This window comes from Isoptericola sp. NPDC056573 (assembly GCF_042793335.1).
GTDB lineage: Bacteria > Actinomycetota > Actinomycetes > Actinomycetales > Cellulomonadaceae > Isoptericola.
In genome coordinates this window covers 383,587-403,811 of the sequence record NZ_JBHTUY010000001.1, presented here as the reverse complement: position 1 = coordinate 403,811, position 20,225 = coordinate 383,587, and the positions used below count along the sequence as shown (strand labels likewise).

17 protein-coding genes are annotated in these 20,225 nt (G+C 74.1%); 9 read left to right on the top strand and 8 right to left on the bottom strand.

The window, feature by feature from the left end:
• The first annotated feature begins 22 nt into the window (after window positions 1-22).
• The gene (locus ACFQ8E_RS01845) at window positions 23-1,300 is read left to right on the top strand and encodes a class I SAM-dependent methyltransferase (RefSeq protein ID WP_430548859.1); all 1,278 of its coding nucleotides are present in this window, start codon (window positions 23-25) and stop codon (window positions 1,298-1,300) included.
• A 116-nt stretch (window positions 1,301-1,416) separates the two neighbouring features.
• Here ACFQ8E_RS01845 and ACFQ8E_RS01840 read toward each other — a convergent pair whose 3' ends face one another.
• Window positions 1,417-1,818, bottom strand: coding sequence for an FKBP-type peptidyl-prolyl cis-trans isomerase (locus tag ACFQ8E_RS01840; RefSeq protein ID WP_430548858.1), 402 nt, complete (start codon window positions 1,816-1,818; stop codon window positions 1,417-1,419).
• Window positions 1,819-1,901: 83 nt separating this feature from the next.
• Window positions 1,902-2,807, bottom strand: a complete 906-nt coding sequence (locus ACFQ8E_RS01835) for a LysR family transcriptional regulator (RefSeq protein WP_430548857.1) — start codon at window positions 2,805-2,807, stop codon at window positions 1,902-1,904.
• A gap of 84 nt (window positions 2,808-2,891) precedes the next feature.
• On the opposite strand from ACFQ8E_RS01835, the gene ACFQ8E_RS01830 reads away from it, so the two are divergent.
• Window positions 2,892-3,854 carry a DMT family transporter gene (locus ACFQ8E_RS01830; protein ID WP_430548856.1) on the top strand — a complete coding sequence of 321 codons (963 nt, stop codon included), beginning with the start codon at window positions 2,892-2,894 and terminating at the stop codon, window positions 3,852-3,854.
• Between the two features lie 84 nt (window positions 3,855-3,938).
• Here ACFQ8E_RS01830 and ACFQ8E_RS01825 read toward each other — a convergent pair whose 3' ends face one another.
• Entirely contained in the window at window positions 3,939-5,249 is a 1,311-nt protein-coding gene (locus tag ACFQ8E_RS01825; RefSeq protein ID WP_430548855.1) for an RNA polymerase sigma factor, read from the bottom strand.
• A complete protein-coding gene (locus ACFQ8E_RS01820; RefSeq protein WP_430548854.1) occupies window positions 5,246-5,683 on the bottom strand; it encodes a YciI family protein in 438 nt (145 codons plus the stop codon). The genes ACFQ8E_RS01825 and ACFQ8E_RS01820 overlap by 4 nt, the downstream gene beginning before the upstream one ends.
• Window positions 5,684-5,837: 154 nt before the next feature.
• Between ACFQ8E_RS01820 and ACFQ8E_RS01815 the strand changes: the two genes are divergently transcribed.
• Genes ACFQ8E_RS01815 through ACFQ8E_RS01805 form a run of 3 tightly spaced genes read left to right on the top strand, consistent with a single transcriptional unit; the run spans window position 5,838 to window position 8,069 of the window.
• Window positions 5,838-6,719, top strand: a complete 882-nt coding sequence (locus ACFQ8E_RS01815; RefSeq protein ID WP_430548853.1) for an alpha/beta fold hydrolase — start codon at window positions 5,838-5,840, stop codon at window positions 6,717-6,719.
• Window positions 6,706-7,329: a TetR/AcrR family transcriptional regulator gene (locus ACFQ8E_RS01810; protein WP_430548852.1), complete on the top strand. Its 624-nt coding sequence runs from the start codon at window positions 6,706-6,708 to the stop codon at window positions 7,327-7,329. Before ACFQ8E_RS01815 ends, ACFQ8E_RS01810 begins: the two co-directional genes overlap by 14 nt.
• Window positions 7,326-8,069, top strand: a complete 744-nt coding sequence (locus ACFQ8E_RS01805; protein ID WP_430548851.1) for a hypothetical protein — start codon at window positions 7,326-7,328, stop codon at window positions 8,067-8,069. The genes ACFQ8E_RS01810 and ACFQ8E_RS01805 overlap by 4 nt, the downstream gene beginning before the upstream one ends.
• 51 nt (window positions 8,070-8,120) lie before the next feature.
• On the opposite strand, the gene ACFQ8E_RS01800 is transcribed toward ACFQ8E_RS01805, so the two are convergent.
• Together ACFQ8E_RS01800 and ACFQ8E_RS01795 are read right to left on the bottom strand one after the other, a co-directional pair.
• Complete coding sequence (locus ACFQ8E_RS01800; protein ID WP_430548850.1) at window positions 8,121-8,993, bottom strand: Bax inhibitor-1/YccA family protein; 873 nt, start codon at window positions 8,991-8,993, stop codon at window positions 8,121-8,123.
• A gap of 105 nt (window positions 8,994-9,098) precedes the next feature.
• A complete protein-coding gene (locus ACFQ8E_RS01795) occupies window positions 9,099-9,947 on the bottom strand; it encodes an inositol monophosphatase family protein (RefSeq protein WP_430548849.1) in 849 nt (282 codons plus the stop codon).
• A gap of 129 nt (window positions 9,948-10,076) precedes the next feature.
• Here ACFQ8E_RS01795 and ACFQ8E_RS01790 point away from each other — a divergent pair, with 129 nt between their 5' ends.
• Both ACFQ8E_RS01790 and ACFQ8E_RS01785 read left to right on the top strand, forming a co-directional pair.
• Entirely contained in the window at window positions 10,077-11,045 is a 969-nt protein-coding gene (locus ACFQ8E_RS01790; protein WP_430548848.1) for an ABC transporter ATP-binding protein, read from the top strand.
• Window positions 11,042-11,911 carry an ABC transporter permease subunit gene (locus tag ACFQ8E_RS01785; protein WP_430548847.1) on the top strand — a complete coding sequence of 290 codons (870 nt, stop codon included), beginning with the start codon at window positions 11,042-11,044 and terminating at the stop codon, window positions 11,909-11,911. Before ACFQ8E_RS01790 ends, ACFQ8E_RS01785 begins: the two co-directional genes overlap by 4 nt.
• Window positions 11,912-11,994: 83 nt before the next feature.
• On the opposite strand, the gene ACFQ8E_RS01780 is transcribed toward ACFQ8E_RS01785, so the two are convergent.
• Window positions 11,995-15,396 carry an efflux RND transporter permease subunit gene (locus ACFQ8E_RS01780; protein ID WP_430548846.1) on the bottom strand — a complete coding sequence of 1,134 codons (3,402 nt, stop codon included), beginning with the start codon at window positions 15,394-15,396 and terminating at the stop codon, window positions 11,995-11,997.
• Between the two features lie 223 nt (window positions 15,397-15,619).
• On the bottom strand, window positions 15,620-16,852 hold the full coding sequence (locus ACFQ8E_RS01775) for an MFS transporter (RefSeq protein ID WP_430548845.1): 1,233 nt from the start codon (window positions 16,850-16,852) through the stop codon (window positions 15,620-15,622).
• A 135-nt stretch (window positions 16,853-16,987) separates the two neighbouring features.
• On the opposite strand from ACFQ8E_RS01775, the gene ACFQ8E_RS01770 reads away from it, so the two are divergent.
• Complete coding sequence (locus ACFQ8E_RS01770) at window positions 16,988-17,509, top strand: MarR family winged helix-turn-helix transcriptional regulator (RefSeq protein WP_430548844.1); 522 nt, start codon at window positions 16,988-16,990, stop codon at window positions 17,507-17,509.
• Window positions 17,510-17,652: 143 nt separating this feature from the next.
• On the top strand, window positions 17,653-20,133 hold the full coding sequence (locus tag ACFQ8E_RS01765) for a hypothetical protein (RefSeq protein ID WP_430548843.1): 2,481 nt from the start codon (window positions 17,653-17,655) through the stop codon (window positions 20,131-20,133).
• The last annotated feature ends 92 nt before the right edge of the window (window positions 20,134-20,225 follow it).

The window sequence follows — 20,225 nt, the reverse complement described above, 5'->3', positions numbered from 1 at the left end:
CCGGGTCGGGGAGACTGGTCGGGTGCACCACGCCTCCGAGCCCGACTCCCCCGCCCCCTCCGAACCCCTCGACCCCGCCGCGCGGCTGGCCGCCGTCCTCGGCGCGCTCGTCCCGTGGCCCGAGGACGGCTCGCGGCCGGACGGCCCCGTCGCCGTCGACGCGACCGACCGGCTGCTGCTCGACGAAGCGGCTCCGCAGCTCGCCACGGCAGGGCCGGGCGACGTCGTCGTCATCGGCGACCGGTTCGGCGCGCTCACCCTCGGCGCCGTGACGCTCGGCGCCCCGGACGTGCGGTCGTGCGCCGACACCGTGACCGCCGAGGCGGCGCTCGACCGGAACATGGCCGACGCCGACCTCCTCGACGTCGTGCGCGGGGACCGGCCCACCGTGGAGATCGCCGTCCGCGACCGCGTCGACGAGCACCTGCTGGGCGGCGCGCGCCTGGTGCTCCTGCAGCTGCCGAGCTCGCTGGCCGAGCTCACGGAGATCGCGGAGGCGATCGCCCGGCACGCCGCGGACGACGTCGTCGTGCTGGCCGGCGGGCGGGTCAAGCACATGACGCGCGCGATGAACGACGTGCTGGCGGCGTCGTTCACCGAGGTGCGCGCCACGCTGGCGCGACAGAAGTCGCGGGTGCTCGTCGCGACCGGCGTCCGGCCGGAGGCACGCGACGCCGCCCCCGCCTTCCCCGCGCGCGCCGTGCTGCGCGACCGGGAGCTGCTCGCGGCCGCGACCCCGGCCGGCGGGCCGCCCCCGGACGGCGTCACCGTCGTCGCGCACGGCGGGGTGTTCGCGGGCACGACCCTCGACCTCGGCACCCGCTTCCTGCTCACGACGGCGGACAAGTGGCCGGGATCCGACCGCGTGCACGACGCCGTCGACCTGGGCAGCGGCAGCGGCCTGCTCGCCACGGTGCTCGCGCTCCGGTACCCGGAGGCCCGCGTGGTCGGCACGGACCGCTCCGCCGCGGCCGTCGCGTCGACCCGGGCGACGGCGGAGGCGAACGGCGTCGGCGGGCGCGTCGTCGCGCTGCGCGGGGACGCGGGCGAGGACCTCGAGCCCGCGAGCGTCGACCTGATCCTGCTCAACCCGCCGTTCCACGACCGCACGGCTGTGCGCACCGACGCCGCCCACCGCATGTTCCGCGCGGCCGGCCGCGCGCTGCGCCAGGGCGGCGAGCTGTGGTGCGTCTTCAACACCGCGCTGCACTACCGGGACGCGCTGACCCGCGCCGCCGGGCCCACCGTGCACGTCGCGCAGAACCCGAAGTTCACGGTCACGCGGTCCCGCCGCCGCTGACCCGAACGGCGAGGTAGCCCGGGTCGCGCCGAGGTAGTTCGTGACACGGTGTCACGAACTACCTCGGCACGGAGGGGACTACCTCGCCGCGGATCGAGCTACCTCGCCGTGAGCGGTCAGCGCACGCCGACGACGTCCACGACGAAGACGAGCGTCGCGCCGCCGGGGATGCCGGCCTGCGGCACGCCGCGCTGGCCGTAGCCGTGCTCGGACGGGATGGACAGCAGCACGCGGTCGCCCACGTTGCGGCCGACCAGGCCCTTGTCCCAGCCGCCGATGACCGCGCCGACGCCGATCGGGAAGTCGATGGTCTGGCCGCGGTCGTAGGAGTTGTCGAACACGCCGCCGGCCCAGGTCTGGCCCAGGTAGTTGACGACGATGGTGCGGCCGGCGTCGACCACCGGGCCGGTGCCCTCCTCGAGCACCTGCACCTGCAGGCCGGCGGGGGCGTCGCCCTCGGGGAACGTGATCTCGGGCTTGTCGCCGAAGCCGCCGGTGGCGGTGGGGAGCGTGGTCACAGGGGTACCTCGTCTTCGTCGTCGTGCAGAGTCGGGGTGCAGAGGCCGCCGGGCACCGGCCCGGCGGAGCTGCGCCGTCCAGCCTACGCGGCGGACGGGACCGGGCACCCGGCGACGTCGCGCAGCGCCGCGAGCGCGGCCTGCACCGGCGGGGTGTCGGCGACGGCGTCCTGCACCAGGGCGTAGATGGACCGCACCGGCACCGGCCGTACCACGGGCACCGCCACCGTCCCGGCCGCGGGGCGCGCGGAGCCGAGCGCGGGCAGCACGGTGATCCCGATGCCGGCGGCGACGAACGCGAGGGCGGTCGGGTAGTCGTGCGCCTCGACCGCGAACGCCGGGCTGAACCCGGCGGCGCGGCACGCCTCGAGCAGGTTGCGGCGGCACCAGCCGCGCGCGAAGTCGTTGTCGATCCACCGGTCGCCGACCAGCTCGGCGAGCTCGATCTCGTCGCGCCCGGCCAACGGGTGGTCCTGGCGGACGACGGCGACGTACGGGTCGTCGAGCAGGTGGTGCGCCGTCGTCCCGGCGGCGGGCCGGAAGTCCGTCTGCGCGACAGCGAGCTGGAGGTCGGCGCGCTTCGAGGGGTCGGTGGGGATCTCCTCCGTCAGCTCGAGGTCGAGCCGCACCCCGGGGAACCCGGTGCTGAGCACGCTGACGACGGCCGGCAGCCATGCCGCCCCGACGGAGGCGAAGTAGGCGAGGGACAGGCTGCCCGAGCGCCCGGAGCGCAGGTCGGCCACGAACGTCTCCACCTCGCCCAGCCGGGCGAGCAGGCCGTCCGCCTGGGCGGCGAGCGCCTGGCCCGCCGCGGTGGGGCGCACGCCGCGCCCGTGCCGGGCGAGCAGCTGCAGCCCGGTCTCACGCTGGAGCGCGGCGACGTGCTGGCTGACCGCGGACGGCGTGTACCCGAGGTTGGCGGCCGCCGCGGCGACCGAGCCGCTGGCGACGACGGAGCGGAAGACGCGGAGCCGGTGGACGTCGAGCATGCTCGCGACGATACAGCGACACTGAAGCATTCGGTAGATATCTGAACTGGTGCTCACGGAAAGTTCCAGGGCATCATCGACCGCATGGCCCAGACCGCCGCCGGCACCGCGCCCGCCACCACCGCCCCCGCCCGGTCTCTCGGGGTCGGCCCGCTCACCGTGGCCGCGATGGCCGTGACCGTGGTCCTGTGGGCGTCGGCGTTCGTGGGCGTGCGCGCCGTCGGCCACGACCTCGACGCCGGGGCGCTCACCCTCGGCCGGGTCGCCGTCGGGTCCGCCGCCCTCACCGTCATCCTGGCCGTGGCCCGCGCCCGGCGCCGCACCCCCGTGCGCCTCCCGCGCGGCCGCGTGCTGCTGCTCGTGCTCGCCTGGGGGGTGGCCTGGTTCGGCGCGTACAACCTCACCCTCAACGCGGCCGAGCAGCACCTCGACGCGGGCACCACCGCGCTGCTGGTCAACATCGCGCCGATGCTCGTCGCCGTCCTCGCCGGCTTCCTGCTGCGGGAGGGCTTCCCGCGCCGCCTCCTCGTGGGCATCGCCGTGGCGTTCGGCGGCGTGGTCGTCATCGCCGTCGCCACGACGTCCGGCCGGTTCGACGCCGCGGGCGTGGCCCTGGGCCTCGCCTCGGCCGTCCTGTACGCCGGCGCGGCGACCCTGCAGAAGCGCCTGCTCCCCCAGCTCGACGCGCTCACCATGACCTGGCTGGGCTGCCTGGCGGGCACCGTCGCGGCGCTGCCGTTCCTGCCCGCGCTCGTGTCGCAGGCCGCCGTCGCGCCGGCGTCGTCCCTGCTCGGGGTCGTCTACCTGGGCGTCTTCCCGACCGCGATCGCCTTCACCACCTGGGGATACGCCCTGGCCCGGGTCAGCGCCGGTCGTGCCGCGGCGTCCACGTACGCCGTCCCGCCGCTCGTCGTGCTGATGTCCTGGGCGCTGCTCGACGAGGTGCCCGCTCCCGTCGTGCTGCTCGGCGGGGTGCTGGCCCTGGCGGGCGTCGCCGTGGCGACCCTCCCCCGCCGGCCCGTCAGGGCGACGCGCACCGATACGTGAACCGGGCCCCGACAACCCTCCGGCCCGTGGAGCCGTCAGAGCCACGGGCAGGTGTCCGTGCACCTCGGCCCGACAGGTCGCGGGTCAGAGGGCGGAGGCCTTCGCCTCCAGCACGCCGCGCTCGCGGGCGTTGCCGCACAAGCGCGCGGCGAGCTCCAGCTCGCCCCGCGCCTCGTCGTTCCGCCCGAGGCGGGCGAGCAGCTCGCCGCGCACGGACGGCAGCAGGTACGACCCGGACAGCACCTCCCGGGCGACGAGGTCGTCCACGACGGCGAGCCCGGCGGCCGGGCCCGACGCCATCGCCACCGCGACCGCGCCGTTGAGCTCGACGACGGGCGACGGCGCCACGCGGTTCAACGCCTCGTAGAGCACCACGATCCGGTCCCAGTCCGTCTCGGGCACCGACCGGGCCGTGTCGTGCTGCTCCGCGATGGCGGCCTGCAGCCCGTACGGCCCCAGCCCGCGGCCGACGGCGACGGCCCGGGCCAGGGCGTCGCGCCCGCGCCGGATCGCGGACCGGTCCCAGCGGCGCCGGTCCTGGTCCTCCAGCAGCACGGGCTCGCCGTCCGGCCCGGTGCGCGCGGGGAACCGCGCCGCGGTGAGCTCGAGCAGGGCGAGCAGCCCGAACGTCTCCGGCTCGGGGGCGAGCCGCGTCAGCACGCGCGCGAGGCGCACCGCCTCGTACGCCAGGTCCGGCCGCATCCAGTCGTCGCCGCCCGACGCCGTCGACCCCTCCGAGAAGATGAGGTAGACGACGTTCAGCACGGAACCGAGCCGCTCCGCGCGGTCCTCGGCGGCCGGCACCTCGAACGGCACCCGCGCGGCCGTCAGCGTCTTCTTCGCCCGGGTGATGCGTGCCTGCACGGTGGGCACGGGGACGAGGAAGGCGCGCGCGATCTCCTCGCTGCTCAGGCCGGCCACCACGCGCAGGGTGAGCGCGACCCGCGCCTCCTTGGACAGCACCGGGTGGCAGGCCACGAACAGCAGCGCGAGGCGGTCGTCCTCGATCTTGTCCGGGTCCCACAGCAGGTCGTCGGCGGGCTCGGGGACGGAGCCCGGCCCGCCCGTGACGGCGCCGCCCTCGCCGAGGTCGCGGGCCAGCGCCGCGTACCGTTCGTCCCGCCCGGAGCGCCGCCGGAACGCGTCGATCGCGCGACGCCGCCCGGTCGCGAGCAGCCACGCGACCGGGTCGCGCGGGACGCCGTCGCGCGGCCAGGCGACCAGCGCTTCCGCCAGCGCCTCCGACGCGACGTCCTCCGCGAGCGCGAAGTCGTTCGTGTACCGCGCGAGCGCGCCGACGATGCGGCTGGACTCGATGCGCCAGACCGCCTCGACGACGCGACGGGAGGCCGCGCCGTCGTCGGCGCGGCCTCCGTCGGGAGCGCTCGGGGTCACTGCGCCTGCTCGGCCCGCTGGGCCTGCTCCTCGCGCCACCCCTGCTCCTTCTGGATCCACTCGTCGTCCTGCGGGAAGTCCTCGGGGCCGTTGACCCGGCGCACCTCGAGCTTGGTCCCGGGCCCGCCCAGCGGCGCCCGCTTGGCCCACTCGATCGCCTCCTCCTTGGTGGCGACGTCGACGATCCAGAAGCCGTTGAACAGCTCCTTGGTCTCGCCGTAGGGGCCGTCCGTGACGACGGGCGTGTCGGTGGAGAAGTCGACGACGGCGCCCTCGGACGCGTCGGACAGCCCCTCGCCCGCGGCGAGCACGCCGGCGTTCATCATCGACTCGTTGTAGCGGCCCATCGCCGCGATGACCTCCGTGAAGTCCATCTGCTCGAACTGAGCCTGGCCCTCGTCGGTCCCCCGCATGATCAGCATGTACTTGGCCATCGTCCTGCTCCCTGTCGTGATCGCGGTCACCCTCGTGGCGACCTTCTCATCCCCAGGTCGAACGGGGAACCGCGAGATCGACATCGCCCCAGAAGTTTCTTCGAGGAGCCTCTTGCGATCGCTGGCTAACGGTATTAGCTTTGTGGCTATGGACATGACCACAACACCGGACGTCCGGTACCTCACCCGCCCCGAGGGGCGGATCGCCTACACCGACGCGGGCAGCGGCCCGCTCGTCGTCGCCGTCCCCGGGATGGGCGACCTCCGCTCCACCTACGAAGACCTCGTCCCCGCTCTCGTCGCCGCCGGCCACCGGGTGGTCGTCGCGGACCTGCGCGGCCACGGCGACTCCGACACCACCTTCACCACGCACGGCGACATCGCCACCGGGGCCGACCTCGTCGCGCTCGTCGAGCACCTGGACGCCGGGCCGGCGGTGCTGGTCGGCAGCTCCATGGGCGGGTCCGCCGCCGTGTGGGCCGCCGCCGAGCGGCCCGAGCTCGTGCGGGCCCTGGTGCTGGTGGCCCCGCACCTGCGGGAGGTCGCCTCCCCGGGGGCGCTGCGCACCTACCGCCTGCTCTACCGCGTGCTGTTCCGTCGCCCGTGGGGCGCCGCGGCGTGGGCGTGGCTCTACACCTCGATGTTCGCCAAGGGGCGCCGCTCGCCCGGGCACGCGCAGCACGTCGCGGAGATCCGGCGCAGCATGGCCGACCCGGCGCACCTCCGGTCGTTCCGCGACCTGGCCGTCGCGCTCGACCACTCCGTCATCGAGCCGCTGGTCCCCTCGGTCGAGGCACCGTCGCTCGTCGTCGTCGGCGAGCTCGACCCCGACTACAAGGACGCCGGAGCCGAGCTCGCCCGCATGCGCGACGCGCTCGGCGGCCAGGAGCTCCTGGTGCCCGGCGTGGGCCACTACCCGCAGCACCAGGCGCCCGAGGTCGTCACCCCGGCCGTCGTCGAGTTCCTCGCGGGCCTGCCCGCCGCCCGGCACGACGACGAGCGCGACGGCGCCGACGAGCGGGGTGCCCGTGCCTAGGGCGGGCCTGTCCCGCGACGCCGTCGTGCGCATCGCGCTCGAGCAGGTGGACGCCGGCGGGCCTACCGGGCTCGCCGACCTCACCCTCGCGAAGGTCGCCGCCTCCGCCGGGGTCGCCACCCCGAGCCTCTACAAGCACGTGGGGTCGCTCGCGGCGCTGCGCCGGGAGGTCGCGCTGGTCGCCCTCGAGGAGCTGACGACGACGAGCGCGGCGGCGACGGTCGGCCGGGCCGGCCCCGACGCCCTGCGCGCCCTCGCCCGCGCGTGGCGGGACTACGCCCTCGCGCACCCCGGCCGGTACGCCGCCGTCCAGCTCGCGCCGGATCCCGACGCCCCCGAGGACGCCGGGCACCGCACCGCGGCGGCGCGCGTCGTCGCGCTGGTCGGGGCGGTGCTGCACGGCTTCGGCCTCCCCGACGACCGCACGATCGACGCCGTCCGCGTGGTGCGCGCCGGGGTGCACGGCTTCGTGGTCCTCGAGCTCGGCGGCGGGTTCCGCCTGCCCGAGGACCTCGACCGCAGCTTCGACGCGCTGGTCGACATGCTCGTCGCCGGGGTCGCCGCCCTCGCGGACGCACCGTCGTCATCCGCACCGAAGGAGCAGCCATGACCCGCACCGCCCCGTCCCCCGACGCCCTCGCCACGACGCACGTCCCGGCCCGCAGCACCGTGGCGGCCTGGACCGCGACCGGCGCCGGCGCGGCAGGAGCCCTCCTGCTGCTCTTCCCCGTGCTCCGACCGTGGCCCGACGAGTCCGTGCCGAGCCTCGCGCTCGCCCAGGCGTTCGCCTCCGACCGGTGGGTGCTGGCGCACCTGTGCGGGATCGCGGGACTCTTCCTGCTGGCGCCGACGTTCCTCGGCCTGCGGTCGCTGCTGCGCGCGGCGACGGCCCCGGGGCCCACCGCCCCTGGCGCCCGTGCCGCCACCACCGCCGTCGCGACCGCCTGGGCCGGGGCCGCGCTGAGCTCCCTCTACTTCGGTGCCGAGATCTTCGGCATCCGCACGATCGCGCAGGCCGCGCTGCGCACGGACGACCCAGCGCTGCTCGCCGACGTCGAGGTGCTGCGGCTCCAGCCCGCGGCGATGACGCTCTTCGGCGTCGGCCTGGCCCTCGTCGCGGCGGCCGGCGTGCTCGCGGCCGTCGCGCTGTGGCGCGGCGGCGGCCGGCCGCGCTGGGTCGGCGTCCCGCTGGCCGCCGGGCTGCTGCTCTATCTGCCGCAGTTCTTCGGCACCCCGGCGGTGCGCGTCGGGCACGGCGTCCTCGCCGCCGCCGGGCTGCTGCTGGTCGCGTGGGCGGTGCGGCGCGGCACCGCGCCGGGCACGACGACGGCCGGCCACCCCGCAGGGTGACCGGCCGTCGGGCCTCGACCGTCAGAGGCCTGCCGGAGCCGAGCCGGAGCGTCAGTCGCCGCTCTGGAAGATCGCCAGCAGGCGCAGGAACTCCAGGTACAGCCACACCAGGGTGACGATGAGCCCGAAGGCCGCGGTCCAGGCGAACTGCGCCGGGACGCCCTGCTCGACACCGCGCTTGATCGAGTCGAAGTCGACGATGAGCGACGCGGCGGCCAGGCCGACCGCGACGAGGCCGACGATGATGCCGAGCGCGCCGCCCCGCATTCCCCAGCCGTCGAGGACCCCGGTCCAGGTCAGGACGACGTTGACGAGCGAGAAGACGAGGTAGCCCACCATGGCGATGAGCAGCCAGCGGGTGAACTTCGGGGTGACCCGCACCTTGCCGGACTTGAACAGGAACAGCGCGGCGGCGAACGTGGCCAGGGTCGCCACGACGGCCTGCAGCACGATGCCGGAGAGCGGGGCGCCGGAGCTGCCGACCGCGATCGACGCGAAGGCGATCGAGATGCCGCCCAGGAAGACGCCCTCGGCGACCGTGTAGGCCACGATCAGCGCGGGGCTGGGCTTCTTCTTGAAGGCGTTCACCAGGCCCAGCACGAGGCCGGCGATCATGCCGATCGGCCACAGGTTCGGGGCGAAGTTCCACGTCGCGGCCGCCACCACGATCAGCAGCGCGAGGAGGCCGCCGGTCTTGATGATGACGTCGTCGTAGGTGAGGCGCTTGGTGTCGGCCGTGGTGGCGGACGGCGCCTGGTACATGGCGTCGAGGCTCGCGGCGTCGGCGGTCTGCGCACCGGCGGTGCCCGCACCGTAGGCGACCTGCCCGTACTGCGGCTGGGCCGTGGCGGTGCCGCCCCGGCGAGCCCCGGTACGGCGCGGCTCGCCGAAGACGTTGCTGCTCGAGAAGACGGGGTTGGTCATGTACTCCTCCTGGTCGCGGCTGCCGGGTGCCCGACGACGGGTCGTCGCGCGCGCAGTGCCGGGTCGCTGGCCGTGCGTTCCATCGTAGTGAACGCGCGATGTTCCTCAGACGTTCCCAGGTCGGCGACTCTTTCCGAGGGCGCCGCGCGCGGCCTCCGCCGTCGCCTCGTCGGCGGCGAACACCCCGGTCCCGGTCACGGGGTGCGGCTGTCCGTGGTCGCCGCCGAAGGTGCCGCCGGCCTCCGTGACGATGAGGGACAGCGGCGCGTAGTCCCACACCTTGCCGCCCACCTGCATCGCGAGGTCGAGCTCCCCGGCCGCGACGAGCAGTGCGCCGTGCACGCGCCAGTCGGCCGGCTCGACGGCGCCGACGAGCCGGTCGACCTCGGCCCGGTACCGCTCGGGCACCATGGCCACCGGGGGCAGCACCGCCGTCCGCGCCGAGCGGAGCGACCCGGGCGGCCCGCCGACGCGCAGGGGCCGCGCCCCCGTGACGCGCCCGCCGACGACGTCCGCGACGAACGCGCCCCGACCGCGAGCCGCGTACCAGACCTGTCCCTGAGCGGGCACGATCGCGACGCCGACGGTCACCTCGCCGTCCTCCTCGAGCGCGATCAGGGTCTGCCACCGGTCGTCGCCCTCGACGAACACGAGCGTCCCGTCGATCCCGTCGAGGACCCACCGGCGCCGCGCGGCGCCGCGCTCCCCCGTCTCCTCGCCGAGGAACGCGTCGTCGGGCCGCGCGGCGAGCAGCACGGCGCGCACCCGCTCCTCGACCGCGAGATCGGCCTCGGTCACGACGGACCCGTCGAGCTTGTGGTCCCGCGCGAGCTCCTGCACGTGCGCGAAGTACCGCAGCCCCAGCTCGGCGCCGGCGAGCGCCGCCTGCAGCGCCAGGTCGAGGTCGTCGGCGGACAGGGCGTCGTGCAGGTCGGACGGCAGCTCGGACGGCATGGCCGCATCATGCCCTGTCCGCCCGGATCACCCGCTCCCTGCCCGTGACGCGGCGATGACCAGCACGTAGGCTCGGGAAGGACCCGTGATCCCGCGACGACGGCACCCGAGATGACCTCCAGGGGCGACATGATCGAAGCACACGGCCTGACCAAGAGATACGGACCCAAGCTCGCGGTGGACGACGTGACGTTCACCGTGCGGCCCGGCACGGTCACGGGCTTCCTCGGCCCGAACGGGGCCGGCAAGTCCACCACGATGCGGATGATCATGGGCCTGGACCGCCCGACGGCCGGACGGGTCACGGTGAACGGCAGCCCGTACGCGCAGCACGCCCGGCCGCTGGCCGAGGTGGGCGCGCTGCTGGAGGCCAAGGCGGTGCACCCCGGCCGCACGGCGCGCCAGCACCTGCAGGCGCTGGCCGCCACGCACGCGATCGCGCCGGCGCGGGTGGACGAGGTGGTCGAGCTCACCGGCCTGACGGCGGTCGCGCGCAAGCGCGTGGGCGGCTTCTCCCTCGGCATGGGGCAGCGGCTCGGCATCGCGGTCGCGCTGCTGGGCGACCCGCGCACCCTCATCCTCGACGAGCCCGTCAACGGCCTCGACCCCGAGGGCGTGCTGTGGGTGCGCAACCTCGCGCGCTTCCTGGCGGGCGAGGGCCGCACGGTCTTCCTGTCCAGCCACCTCATGAGCGAGGTGGCGCTCACCGCCGACCACGTCATCGTGATCGGGCGGGGGCGGATCCTCGCGGACATGCCGGTGCAGCAGCTGGTCGACGGCGCCTCCCGCCGGCTCGTGCGGGTGCGCTCGCCGCAGGCCGCCGACCTCGCCGACGTCCTGCGGCGCGAGGGCGGCGACGTCGCCCCGGCCGAGGACGGCGTCCTCGAGGTCACGGGCGTCGAGGCGGCCCGGGTGGGCGAGCTCGCCGCCGCGGGCGGCGTCGTCCTGCACGAGCTGACCCCCGTGTCCTCCACCCTCGAGGAGGCCTACCTGGAGCTCACCGCCGACTCGGTCGAGTACCAGGCCGAGGCCCTGGACGGCGCCGCCCCGGCGCCGGGCGCCGAGACCGGCGCGACGACGGACGGAGCGCCCCGATGACCGCCACCGCACCCACCCGCGAGGCCGCGCCGGCCGTCGTCGTGCAGCGGGTGACGTTCGGCCGCGTGCTGCGCGGCGAGTGGATCAAGTTCCGCACCCTGCGCTCCACGGTGTGGACCGTGGTGATCACGGCCGTCGTCATGGTGGGGCTGGCGCTCATGATGGCCGCGATCGTGCGCACGATGGTCGACACCCCCGAGATGGCCGAGGGCATGTCGCAGGACCCGGGGCTCCAGGCGATCGGCCTCACCGGCACGACGATCGTGTCGTTCGGCTACTCGTTCGGCGCGCTCGCCGTGGGCGTGCTGGCCACGCTCATCGTCACCAGCGAGTACTCCACGGGCACCGTGCGGTCCACGTTCGCCGCCGTGCCCCGCCGCCTGCCCGTGCTGTGGGGCAAGCTGGTCGTCATCGTGCTCGCCACCGCCGTCGTGGTGGCCCTCGCCCTGGTGATCGCGTACGTCGCCACGGCGCCCCTGCTCGAGGACGCCGGGATGAGCGTGGACCTGTCCGACTCCGAGCAGGTGCGGGCGTTGGCCGGCTGCGTGCTCTACCTCGCCACCGTGGCCGCGTTCTCGCTGGCCGTGGGCACGCTGATGCGCCACAGCGCGGGCGCGATCTTCACGATCGTCGCGATCTTCTTCGTGGTGCCGCTCATCTTCAGCATCGTCGTGCAGGCGTCCGACGCCGCGTGGACGGACTGGGTGAACAAGCTGCTGCCCAGCGTGGCCGGCGAGCGGATCATCTCCCGCGGCGCCGAGACGGACGCCCTGCTCGACCCGTGGGTCGGCTACGCCGTCCTCGTCGGGTACACCGTGGTGCTGCTCGTCGCCGCGGCGATCACGCTCAGGCGCCGCGACGCCTGACCCGCGCTCGTGGTGAGCGTGATCGTGGCCCTGGGTCACGACCGGAACAGGGCCACGATCACGCTCACCACCGCCGAGCACGGTCAGGCGGGGTCGGTACCCGCCTGACGGCGGGCGACGGCGGCGGCCTCCTCGGCCGCCTCCGCCTTCTCAGCGGCGCGCGCCGCGGCCCGCTCGGCCTTCTCCGCCCGGCGCACGACGCGCGAGTCACGCTTCGTGTGCCGGCGCTCCTTGCGGCGCTCGATGAGCTCGTAGAGCACGGGCACCACGAACAGCGTGAGCAGCGTCGAGGAGATGAGCCCGCCGATGACCACCAGCGCCAGCGGCTGGCTGATGAACGACCCGCCGCCGGTGAGGCCGATCGCCATCGGCGTCAGCGCGAAGATCGTCGCCAGCGCCGTCATGACGATGGGGCGCAGACGCTTGCGGGCGCCCTCGCGCACGGCCTCCTCCAGCGACCGGGGGTGCCCGTGCGCCGGGTCCCGGTACTGGTTGATGAGGTCGATGAGCACGATCGCGTTCGACACCACGATGCCGACGAGCATCAGCACGCCGATGAGCGCCGGGACGCCCAGCGGGGTGTCGGTGGCGAGCAGCGCCAGCAGCGCGCCGGTGGCGGAGAACGGCACCGACACCAGCAGGATCAGCGGCTGCACCAGCGACCCGAAGGTCGCGACCATCACCAGGTAGACGATGGCGATCGCGGCGACCAGCGCCAGCCCGAGGTCGGCGAACGCGTCCGCCTGGTCGGAGGCGACGCCGCCGATCTCGACGGTCGCCCCCGCGGGGAGGTCGAGGTCGTCGGTCGCGGCCGTGATGTCCGCGGTGAGCGTGCCGACGTCCTGCGTCTCGGGCGTCACCGACACGGTCGCGGACCGCGCGCCGTCGGTGCGGGAGATCGACGTGGGCACGTCCACCTTCTCGACGGTCGCGACGTCGGTGAGCGGCACCATGCCTGCGGCGGTGGGGACCTCGAGGTCCTCGATCTCGCCCTGCGTGGCCGGGGCGTCGCCGGTCTTCACGACCACGTCGGTGGGCCCGTCGCCCAGGTCGACCTCGCCCACGGTCTGCTCGGGCCCCATGGCCGCCGAGACGATCCCGGAGACCTGGGTCTCGGTCAGCCCCGCCTCGGCCGCCTTCTCGCGGTCGACGGACACCTGCACGACCTGCTGCGCGGCGGCGAGGTCGTTGGTCACCTCGGCCACGCCGTCCAGGCCCGACACCGCGTCGGTGACCTGCTGCGCCGCGGCGTCCAGGTCGTCGCTGTCGTTCGCCTGCACGACGAGGTCCACGGTGCTGGAGCCGAAGCCGGAGTCCCCGCCGGAGACGCTGACCCCGGTGGTGACGCCGGTCTCGGCCAGCGGCTCGACGGCGTCGCGGATCTCGGTCTGCGCCTCGACGCCGTCGGCGTCGGGGTCGAGCGTGATCGCGAACGTGGCCTGCGGCGCGGAGCCGCCGCCCATGAACGCGGCCATCGCGGCGTCGCCCGACCCGACGGTGGTCTGCACGCTCTCGACCGCGTCGACGTCGGCCAGGGCGTCCTCGACCTCGGTGGCCGCGGCGTCCTGCGCCTCGAGCGACGCGCCGGTCTCGAACGACTGCGTCACCGTGACGGTGTCCTGGCCGGAGTCGCCGATGAAGTTGGTCTCCAGGCGCGGCACCAGCGCGAGCGTGCCGCCGAGGACGGCGACCGCGACCACGAGCGTGACCCACGGGTGGCGCAGCGCGGCGCCGAGGCTCGGCACGTACGCGCGCTGCCACAGGCCGCGGCGCTCCTTGGCCTCGGCGGCCTCGCGGACACGCTCCGCCTCGGCCGGGTCCGTGGCGACGGCGGGCGCCTTGACGAACCAGTACGCCAGCACGGGCACGATCGTCAGGGCCACGACCAGCGACGCGAGCATCGCGATCGCGACGGTCATCGCGAACGGCCGGAACAGCTCGCCCACCATGCCGCCGACCAGCGCGATCGGCAGGAAGACGGCGACCGTGCTGATGGTCGACGCGGTGATGGCGCCGCCCACCTCGCGCACGGCGGTGAGGATCGCCGCCTTCTTGTCCTCGCCGTACGACAGGTGTCTCTTGATGTTCTCGATGACCACGATGGCGTCGTCGACGACGCGGCCGATCGAGATGGTCAGGGCGCCGAGCGTGAGGATGTTCAGGGTGTACCCGGTGGCGTTCATGACCACGAAGGTCACGGCCAGCGACAGCGGGATCGACACCGCGGACACGAGCGTGGAGCGCAGGGAGACCAGGAACACGAGGATGACGATCACGGCGAACAGCAGGCCGAGGCCGCCCTCGGTGGCGAGGCCCTCGATCGACTCCTCGATGAACGGCGCCTGGTCGAACACGACGGCGGTGGTGACCCCGGCGGCCTCGAGCTCGGGCCGCAGGTCGTCCATCGCGTCCTGGACGGCGTGGGAGACGTCGACGGTGTTGCCGTCGGGGGTCTTGGTGATGGCGACGCCCAGCGAGGACTCGCCGTCGAGCCGGGAGTGCGACGTCGCCTCGACCGGCACGACCTGCACGGTGGCCACGTCGGCGAGCGTGACGGGCTCGGGGGCGGCCGGGGTCTGCGGGGTGGTGGCGCCCTCGGCGCCCTGCGCGGGGTCCTGCGCAGAGCCGTCGGCCGCGGGCGGGGCGCCCGTGCCGTCGCCGACCTCGCCCGTGGTGCCGCCGGTCGCGTCGCCCGCGCCCGTCGTCGCGCCCGCCGCCGCCGCCGGGTCCGGCACGAGCGGGAGCGCCTTGAGCTCCTTGACGCTGTCGATGCTGGAGCCGGCCTGGACGGAGTAGGTGACGTCGTCGTCGGTGATGGTGCCGGCGGGCAGCACGACGCCGTTGTCCTTGAGCACGTCGGCGACGTCCTGCGTCGTCAGGCCGGCCGCCGCGAGCTTCTTCGTCTTGACGTCGACCAGCACCTGGTCGGTCTCGCCGCCGGTGACGGCGACCGAGCGGACGCCGTCCAGGTCCTCCAGCGCGGGCACGACGACGGAGTCGACGGTGTCCGCGAGCGCCGCGGCGTCCACGTCCTCGCCCGAGTCCTGGCTGCCGGCGGCCGCCAGCTGGATGACGGGCAGGTCGTCGAGCGAGCCGGTGACGACCTGCGGCTCGACGTCCTCGGGGAGCTGTGACTGGATGCGGGTGACGGCGGTCTGGAGCCGCTGGGTCGCCGCGTCCATGTCGGTGCCGTACTCGAACTGCACGGTGGTGACCGAGCTGCCGGTGGACGCCGTCGAGCCGATGGACTCGATGCCCTCGACGGACTGCGCGGCGGCCTCGAGCGGCTCGGTGACGCGCTGCTCGACCACCTCCGGCGAGGCGCCCGGGTAGGTCGCGACGACCGCGCCCGCCGGGAGCTCCAGGGACGGGATGAGCTCCTGCTTGAGGGAGCCCAGGCTCATCGCCCCGAAGACGAAGATCGCGATCGTCGCCAGGGCGACGACGGCGCGGTTCGCCAGGGACAGGCGGGCAAGTCGGAACACGCTCACTCCAGACGGGCGGTCGGCAGGGGGGCACGACTCCGCTGTCGTGACGCTTGGGCTGAACGGACGATACGCCGCCCGAGTTCCCCGGGACATCGTCCGAAGGGCTGACGGCCGTGGCCGAAGGTCGGACGGGTGCGCCGCGCGGACGGCGGCGGGCGCCGGGCGGTCCCCCGCCCGACGCCCGCCTGTGCCCGCGTCGCGCCGGTGCGCGACGGGGGTGTCACAGCTCGGACATGGCCTCCTCGGGCGTGCCCTCGACGGCGCGGGCGGCGCGGTTCCACCGCGCCCACAGCACCTTCTCGCCGAGCTGGCCGGCCATCTTGTGCGCGGTGAGCAGGAAGACGATCACGCCCACGGCCAGCACGCCGACGCCGACCCAGTACGGGGCGGACGCGCCGACCGGGTGCAGCAGGCCGGCGATCACCGGGGCGGGGGCGGCGAAGCCCCAGCGCACGAGGTTGAAGGCGCCGGTCGTGACGCGGCGGTCGGGGTCGCCGAGGGCGAGCGACAGGTCGGTGAGGATGGCGTTGGCGATACCCATGAACACGCCCGCAACGACGAGCACGACGATGGAGGCCGCCGTCGGGAGCCCGAGGGCGAGCAGCAGGGTCATCACGAGCACGCCGGCGACGGCGACGCCCAGGGTCTGCACGGCGCCGATCGTGTGCGCGAGCTTGTGGCCGACGACGAGGATGCCGAACGCGAGCCCGAGGCCCCAGGCGGTGAAGACCAGGCCGAGGGGGATGACGTCGAGCCCGAGGAAGATCGGCGTGTAGCCGAGGATGACGAAGAACACGAAGTTGTAGGTGGCGGTGACCACCGCGAGCGCGAGGAACGCGGGCTTGCGGAAGAGCCCGAAGACCTGGCCCACGTGCAGCGGCGCCGGCTTCTCGGCCGGGTCCTTGAGCTTCGTGATCGACATCGCGAGGGCCACGATCATGAACAGGCCGCAGGCGAGGAACGGCACGCGCCAGCTGATGCTGCCGAGCAGGCCGCCGATGAGGGGGCCGACGGCGAAGCCGAGGCCGACGCAGGTCTCGAAGATGCCGACCACCCACTCGCGGTCGTTGGCGAGCGAGACGAGCAGCACCATCGCGGTGGCGAAGAACATGGCGTTGCCGAGGCCCCACAGACCGCGCAGCGCAGCGAGCTGGCCGATCGAGGTGCTCAGCGCGGCGAGGATCGCCGCGATCGCGACGATGGTGACGCCGGCGCCCAGGATCTTCTTGTAGCCGAACTTCCCGGTGGCGAGCACGGCCGGGATCATGCCGACGGCCATGACCGCGATGTACGCGGTGAACAGGAGCTCGATCTGCCACGTGGTGGCACCGATCGCCTCCCCGATCACCGGGAGGATCGGGTCGACGACGGCGATGCCGGCGATCGCGAAGAACGCGGTCAGCGCGGTCGCGTAGATCGCGGTCTTGTTCGGTTCGTTGCGTGTGCCTGCCACGGACTCCTCACTCCTGCCCCACGGTCGGTCGCGGGCGTCGTCTGCTGGTTGCTGCGCCGTCGTCGTCGCCGGCCACGGGCCGTTCGGGCGCCGAAATACCTGCATGGTGCAGGTAATTACCTGTAGGATACACCTATGACCGCTTCCCGGGGAAACAATGTCGAGAAGAAGCGCCCCGACCAGGGCGACGACGCCGCGACGGCGGAGGTCGTCGCCCGCGTCGAGCTCGGCCTCGCCCAGCTGCTGCGCCGCGCCGAGCGCACCACCGCGGCGACCACCGTCCGGACCGGCGGCCACGACCTCGACCGCTCCGGCTACCTCCTGCTGCACGCCCTGCGCGACGGCGGCCCCCAGCGCGTCCAGGCGCTCGCGGACCGCCTCGGGATCGACGCCTCCACCGTGACGCGCCAGGTCGTCGCCCTCGAACGGGCGGGCCACGTGCAGCGCTCCCGCGACCCCCACGACGGGCGCGCCGTCCTCGTCTCCGCGACCGCCGGCGGCCGGGACGCCCTGCGCGCGCAGCGACGCCGGCGCGGTGCCACCTACTCCACCGTGCTCGCCGACTGGAGCCCCGCCGACCGCACCCTGCTCGCCGAGCTCGTCGAGCGCCTCAACGCCGACCTCGACGCCTACAAGCGGGACACGCCCCCGGCCTGACCGTCGCGACACTCGGTTGCCTCACGCAATATTTGTCACGAGCGCGGAACCGGTCGCTCCTGGCTACCGTCGGGAGGGTTGCCTGCGTCACAGACGTGTGACCACCCCGGCGGCAGACCCACCCCGCGTCGAAGGAGAGCGTCGTGAGCAGGCACGCCAACGAGGTCGACGAGTCCACCGCCGCCGTGCTGCGACGCGACCGCCTGCGACGCGCCGTCGCGTCCGCCGTGGCCACAGCCCTCGTGCTCGCCGTCTCCCTCGTGCTGGTGCCCGGACTCGCCAGCGAGGGCGCGCCCAAGTTCAACGTCCAGTGCGACGAGCTCATCGACGGCATCTCGGAAGCGGCAGATCCCGTCGACCTGCCCGGCGGCGGCCTGCCCAGCGGCCACGCCGAGACGATCGCCGACTACGAGTACGAGAACCCGGCCGAGCACCTCAGCGGCGAGAAGGAGCCGACGAAGGCCGAGCTGAAGAAGCTCAAGGGGAGCTACAAGACGTTCCCGGTCGGCTCCCGCGACCGCATGATCCGGCGATGGAACGTCTACAAGGGCACGTGGGGGTGGGACCAGTGGCGCAACTCCTACATCCCGAACCAGGCCAACGACGCCCGCGGCGACGCGTTCCACGGGAACGTGGGTCGGCGGCTCAAGCTCGGCGGCCCGAGCTGGATGTGCGAGGACACCAAGCTGGCGAAGGAGCAGAAGCTCGGTTCCAACCGCCGCTACGACTCGGTCAACCGGACCCTCAAGATCGCGTACGAGGTCAAGTCCGGGAACTCCTCGCTGCGCGCCAGCCAGCTCAAGGCCGACGCCGCGCTGCGCGCGAAGGGCTGGCGCGTCGTCTACATCTTCAGCAAGGAGCCGACACCGAAGCAGCTCGAGCAGATGCGCACGCACAAGGTCGAGCACACGACCTTGCGCTCCACCGCGGTCCAGAAGAACCCGTCACCGTCGTCGAGCACCGCGATGAACCCGACGTGCGGGCCCGCCCCGAAGTCCGCGGGCCCGTCCACGCTCTCGGCGACGTGCCCGCGCCGCGCGACGGCGGGGCCGGCGAAGGATCTCGCCCAGCGGTCGGGACGCACCCCGGCGCTCGCCCGCGAGGGCCAGCGGATGCAGGCCTCGTTCGGCGCCGACGGCCGCCGGCAGGGGTTCATGCCGCGCAGCCCCGGCGGGATCGACTGGCGCTCCCTCGAGCTGCGCTACGTCACCGATGACCCGAAGGCGGGCGACTACGGGTACGCCTTCTCGGCGGACGAGCTCCCCGACGACGGCGTGGCGGAACCCGGGTACGGAGGCGAGGCCGCGCTGGACCTGTCCTCCGACGCCCTCATGACGTGGCTCGCGCTCGACCCCGAGCAGTTCTGGGTGAACCTCAACCCGGACACGCCGGACACCATCGTCGACGAGGAGTTCGGCTCCACCGACGCCGGTCGCGTGCTGCTCGAGGCGGACCTGGAGATGAAGCAGAGCCTCAACGACCTCATGCGCCCCGAGACGGAGCAGGGCAAGAAGCACTGGGAGTCGCTGGAGCGCACCGACGACGGCCTGATCTGCTCCGACTGGACCCGGCTGTGGATCGATCCGCAGCCGGCCAAGGTGCGCGTCGAGGACGACCAGCTCTACATCCTGGACGCCCCGCTGCAGGTCCAGATCGAGCCGTTCGACGTGGACTGGGAGGTACCCGGCAACGAGGTCTGCCAGGACGCTCCCCCGAAGATGGTCGAGCGGAACACGCAGCGCATCGTCGACGACTTCGAGCAACCGCTCGAGGACTACGTCAACTCCGCCCCCGAGTACGCGGACCTGCGCCGCGTCTACACGGCCCGGGTCGCCGCCGAGTGGATCAAGGACCGCGACGCGGAGCGCCCGGGCGCCTTCCACGACGTCATCGGCTCGGGCGACGTCAGCGCCTGGCCGGCGCGCACCGAGTACGACCCGAAGGACGTGTACGACGAGTACCGCGAGCTGCTGAAGACCGTGCAGTACCGCTACGAGTACGAGCACGGCGAGCAGGAGTTCTACATCGAGATCTTCGGCGGCATCGTGCTCCCCGACGCGCCGCGGGACCTGACGCCGAAGGCGGAGTTCGAGCGCGACCACCCGAAGCTGCCACGTACCGTCCGCAGCGCTCGGTTCGAGGCGACGAGCCTTCCCGTGGGCGTCCAGGCGCCGCAGGGGGACGAGGTCGGCACGCTCGACGACGCGACCACGACGGCATGGCTCGGCGGCGGGACGCTCGCCGAACCCGAGGAGCCCGAGCCCACCGACCCGCCGGACGAGCCGGACCCGACCGACCCGCCGGGCGATGGCGGTAGCGACGGTGGCAACGGCGGTGGCAACGGCGGTGGTGGCGGTGGCGGTGGCGGTGGCGGTAGTGGCGACAGTGGCGACGGCAGCGACGACGCGGTGCCCCCGGATGCCTCCGACGGGCCCGCCGGTCGAGGTGACGAACGGCCCGGGGCACCGCACGCCGACGCACCGCCGTCGTCCCAGGCCCCGCTGCCGGGCGCGCTGGCATCCACCGGCTTCGGTGACGCCGGGCTGATGGTGGCGGCGATCGTCCTGGTGCTCGTGGGGCTCGTCCTCGTCGGTGTCCGACGACGCTGGTTCCCGCGACTCTGACCGCCCGCCCCGCCAGAGGGTTCCCACCGGATCTGCCCTGAGCGGATGCGCTCCCGGCAGAGAACCCTCCCGCTGCGGCCACCGTCGTCGGA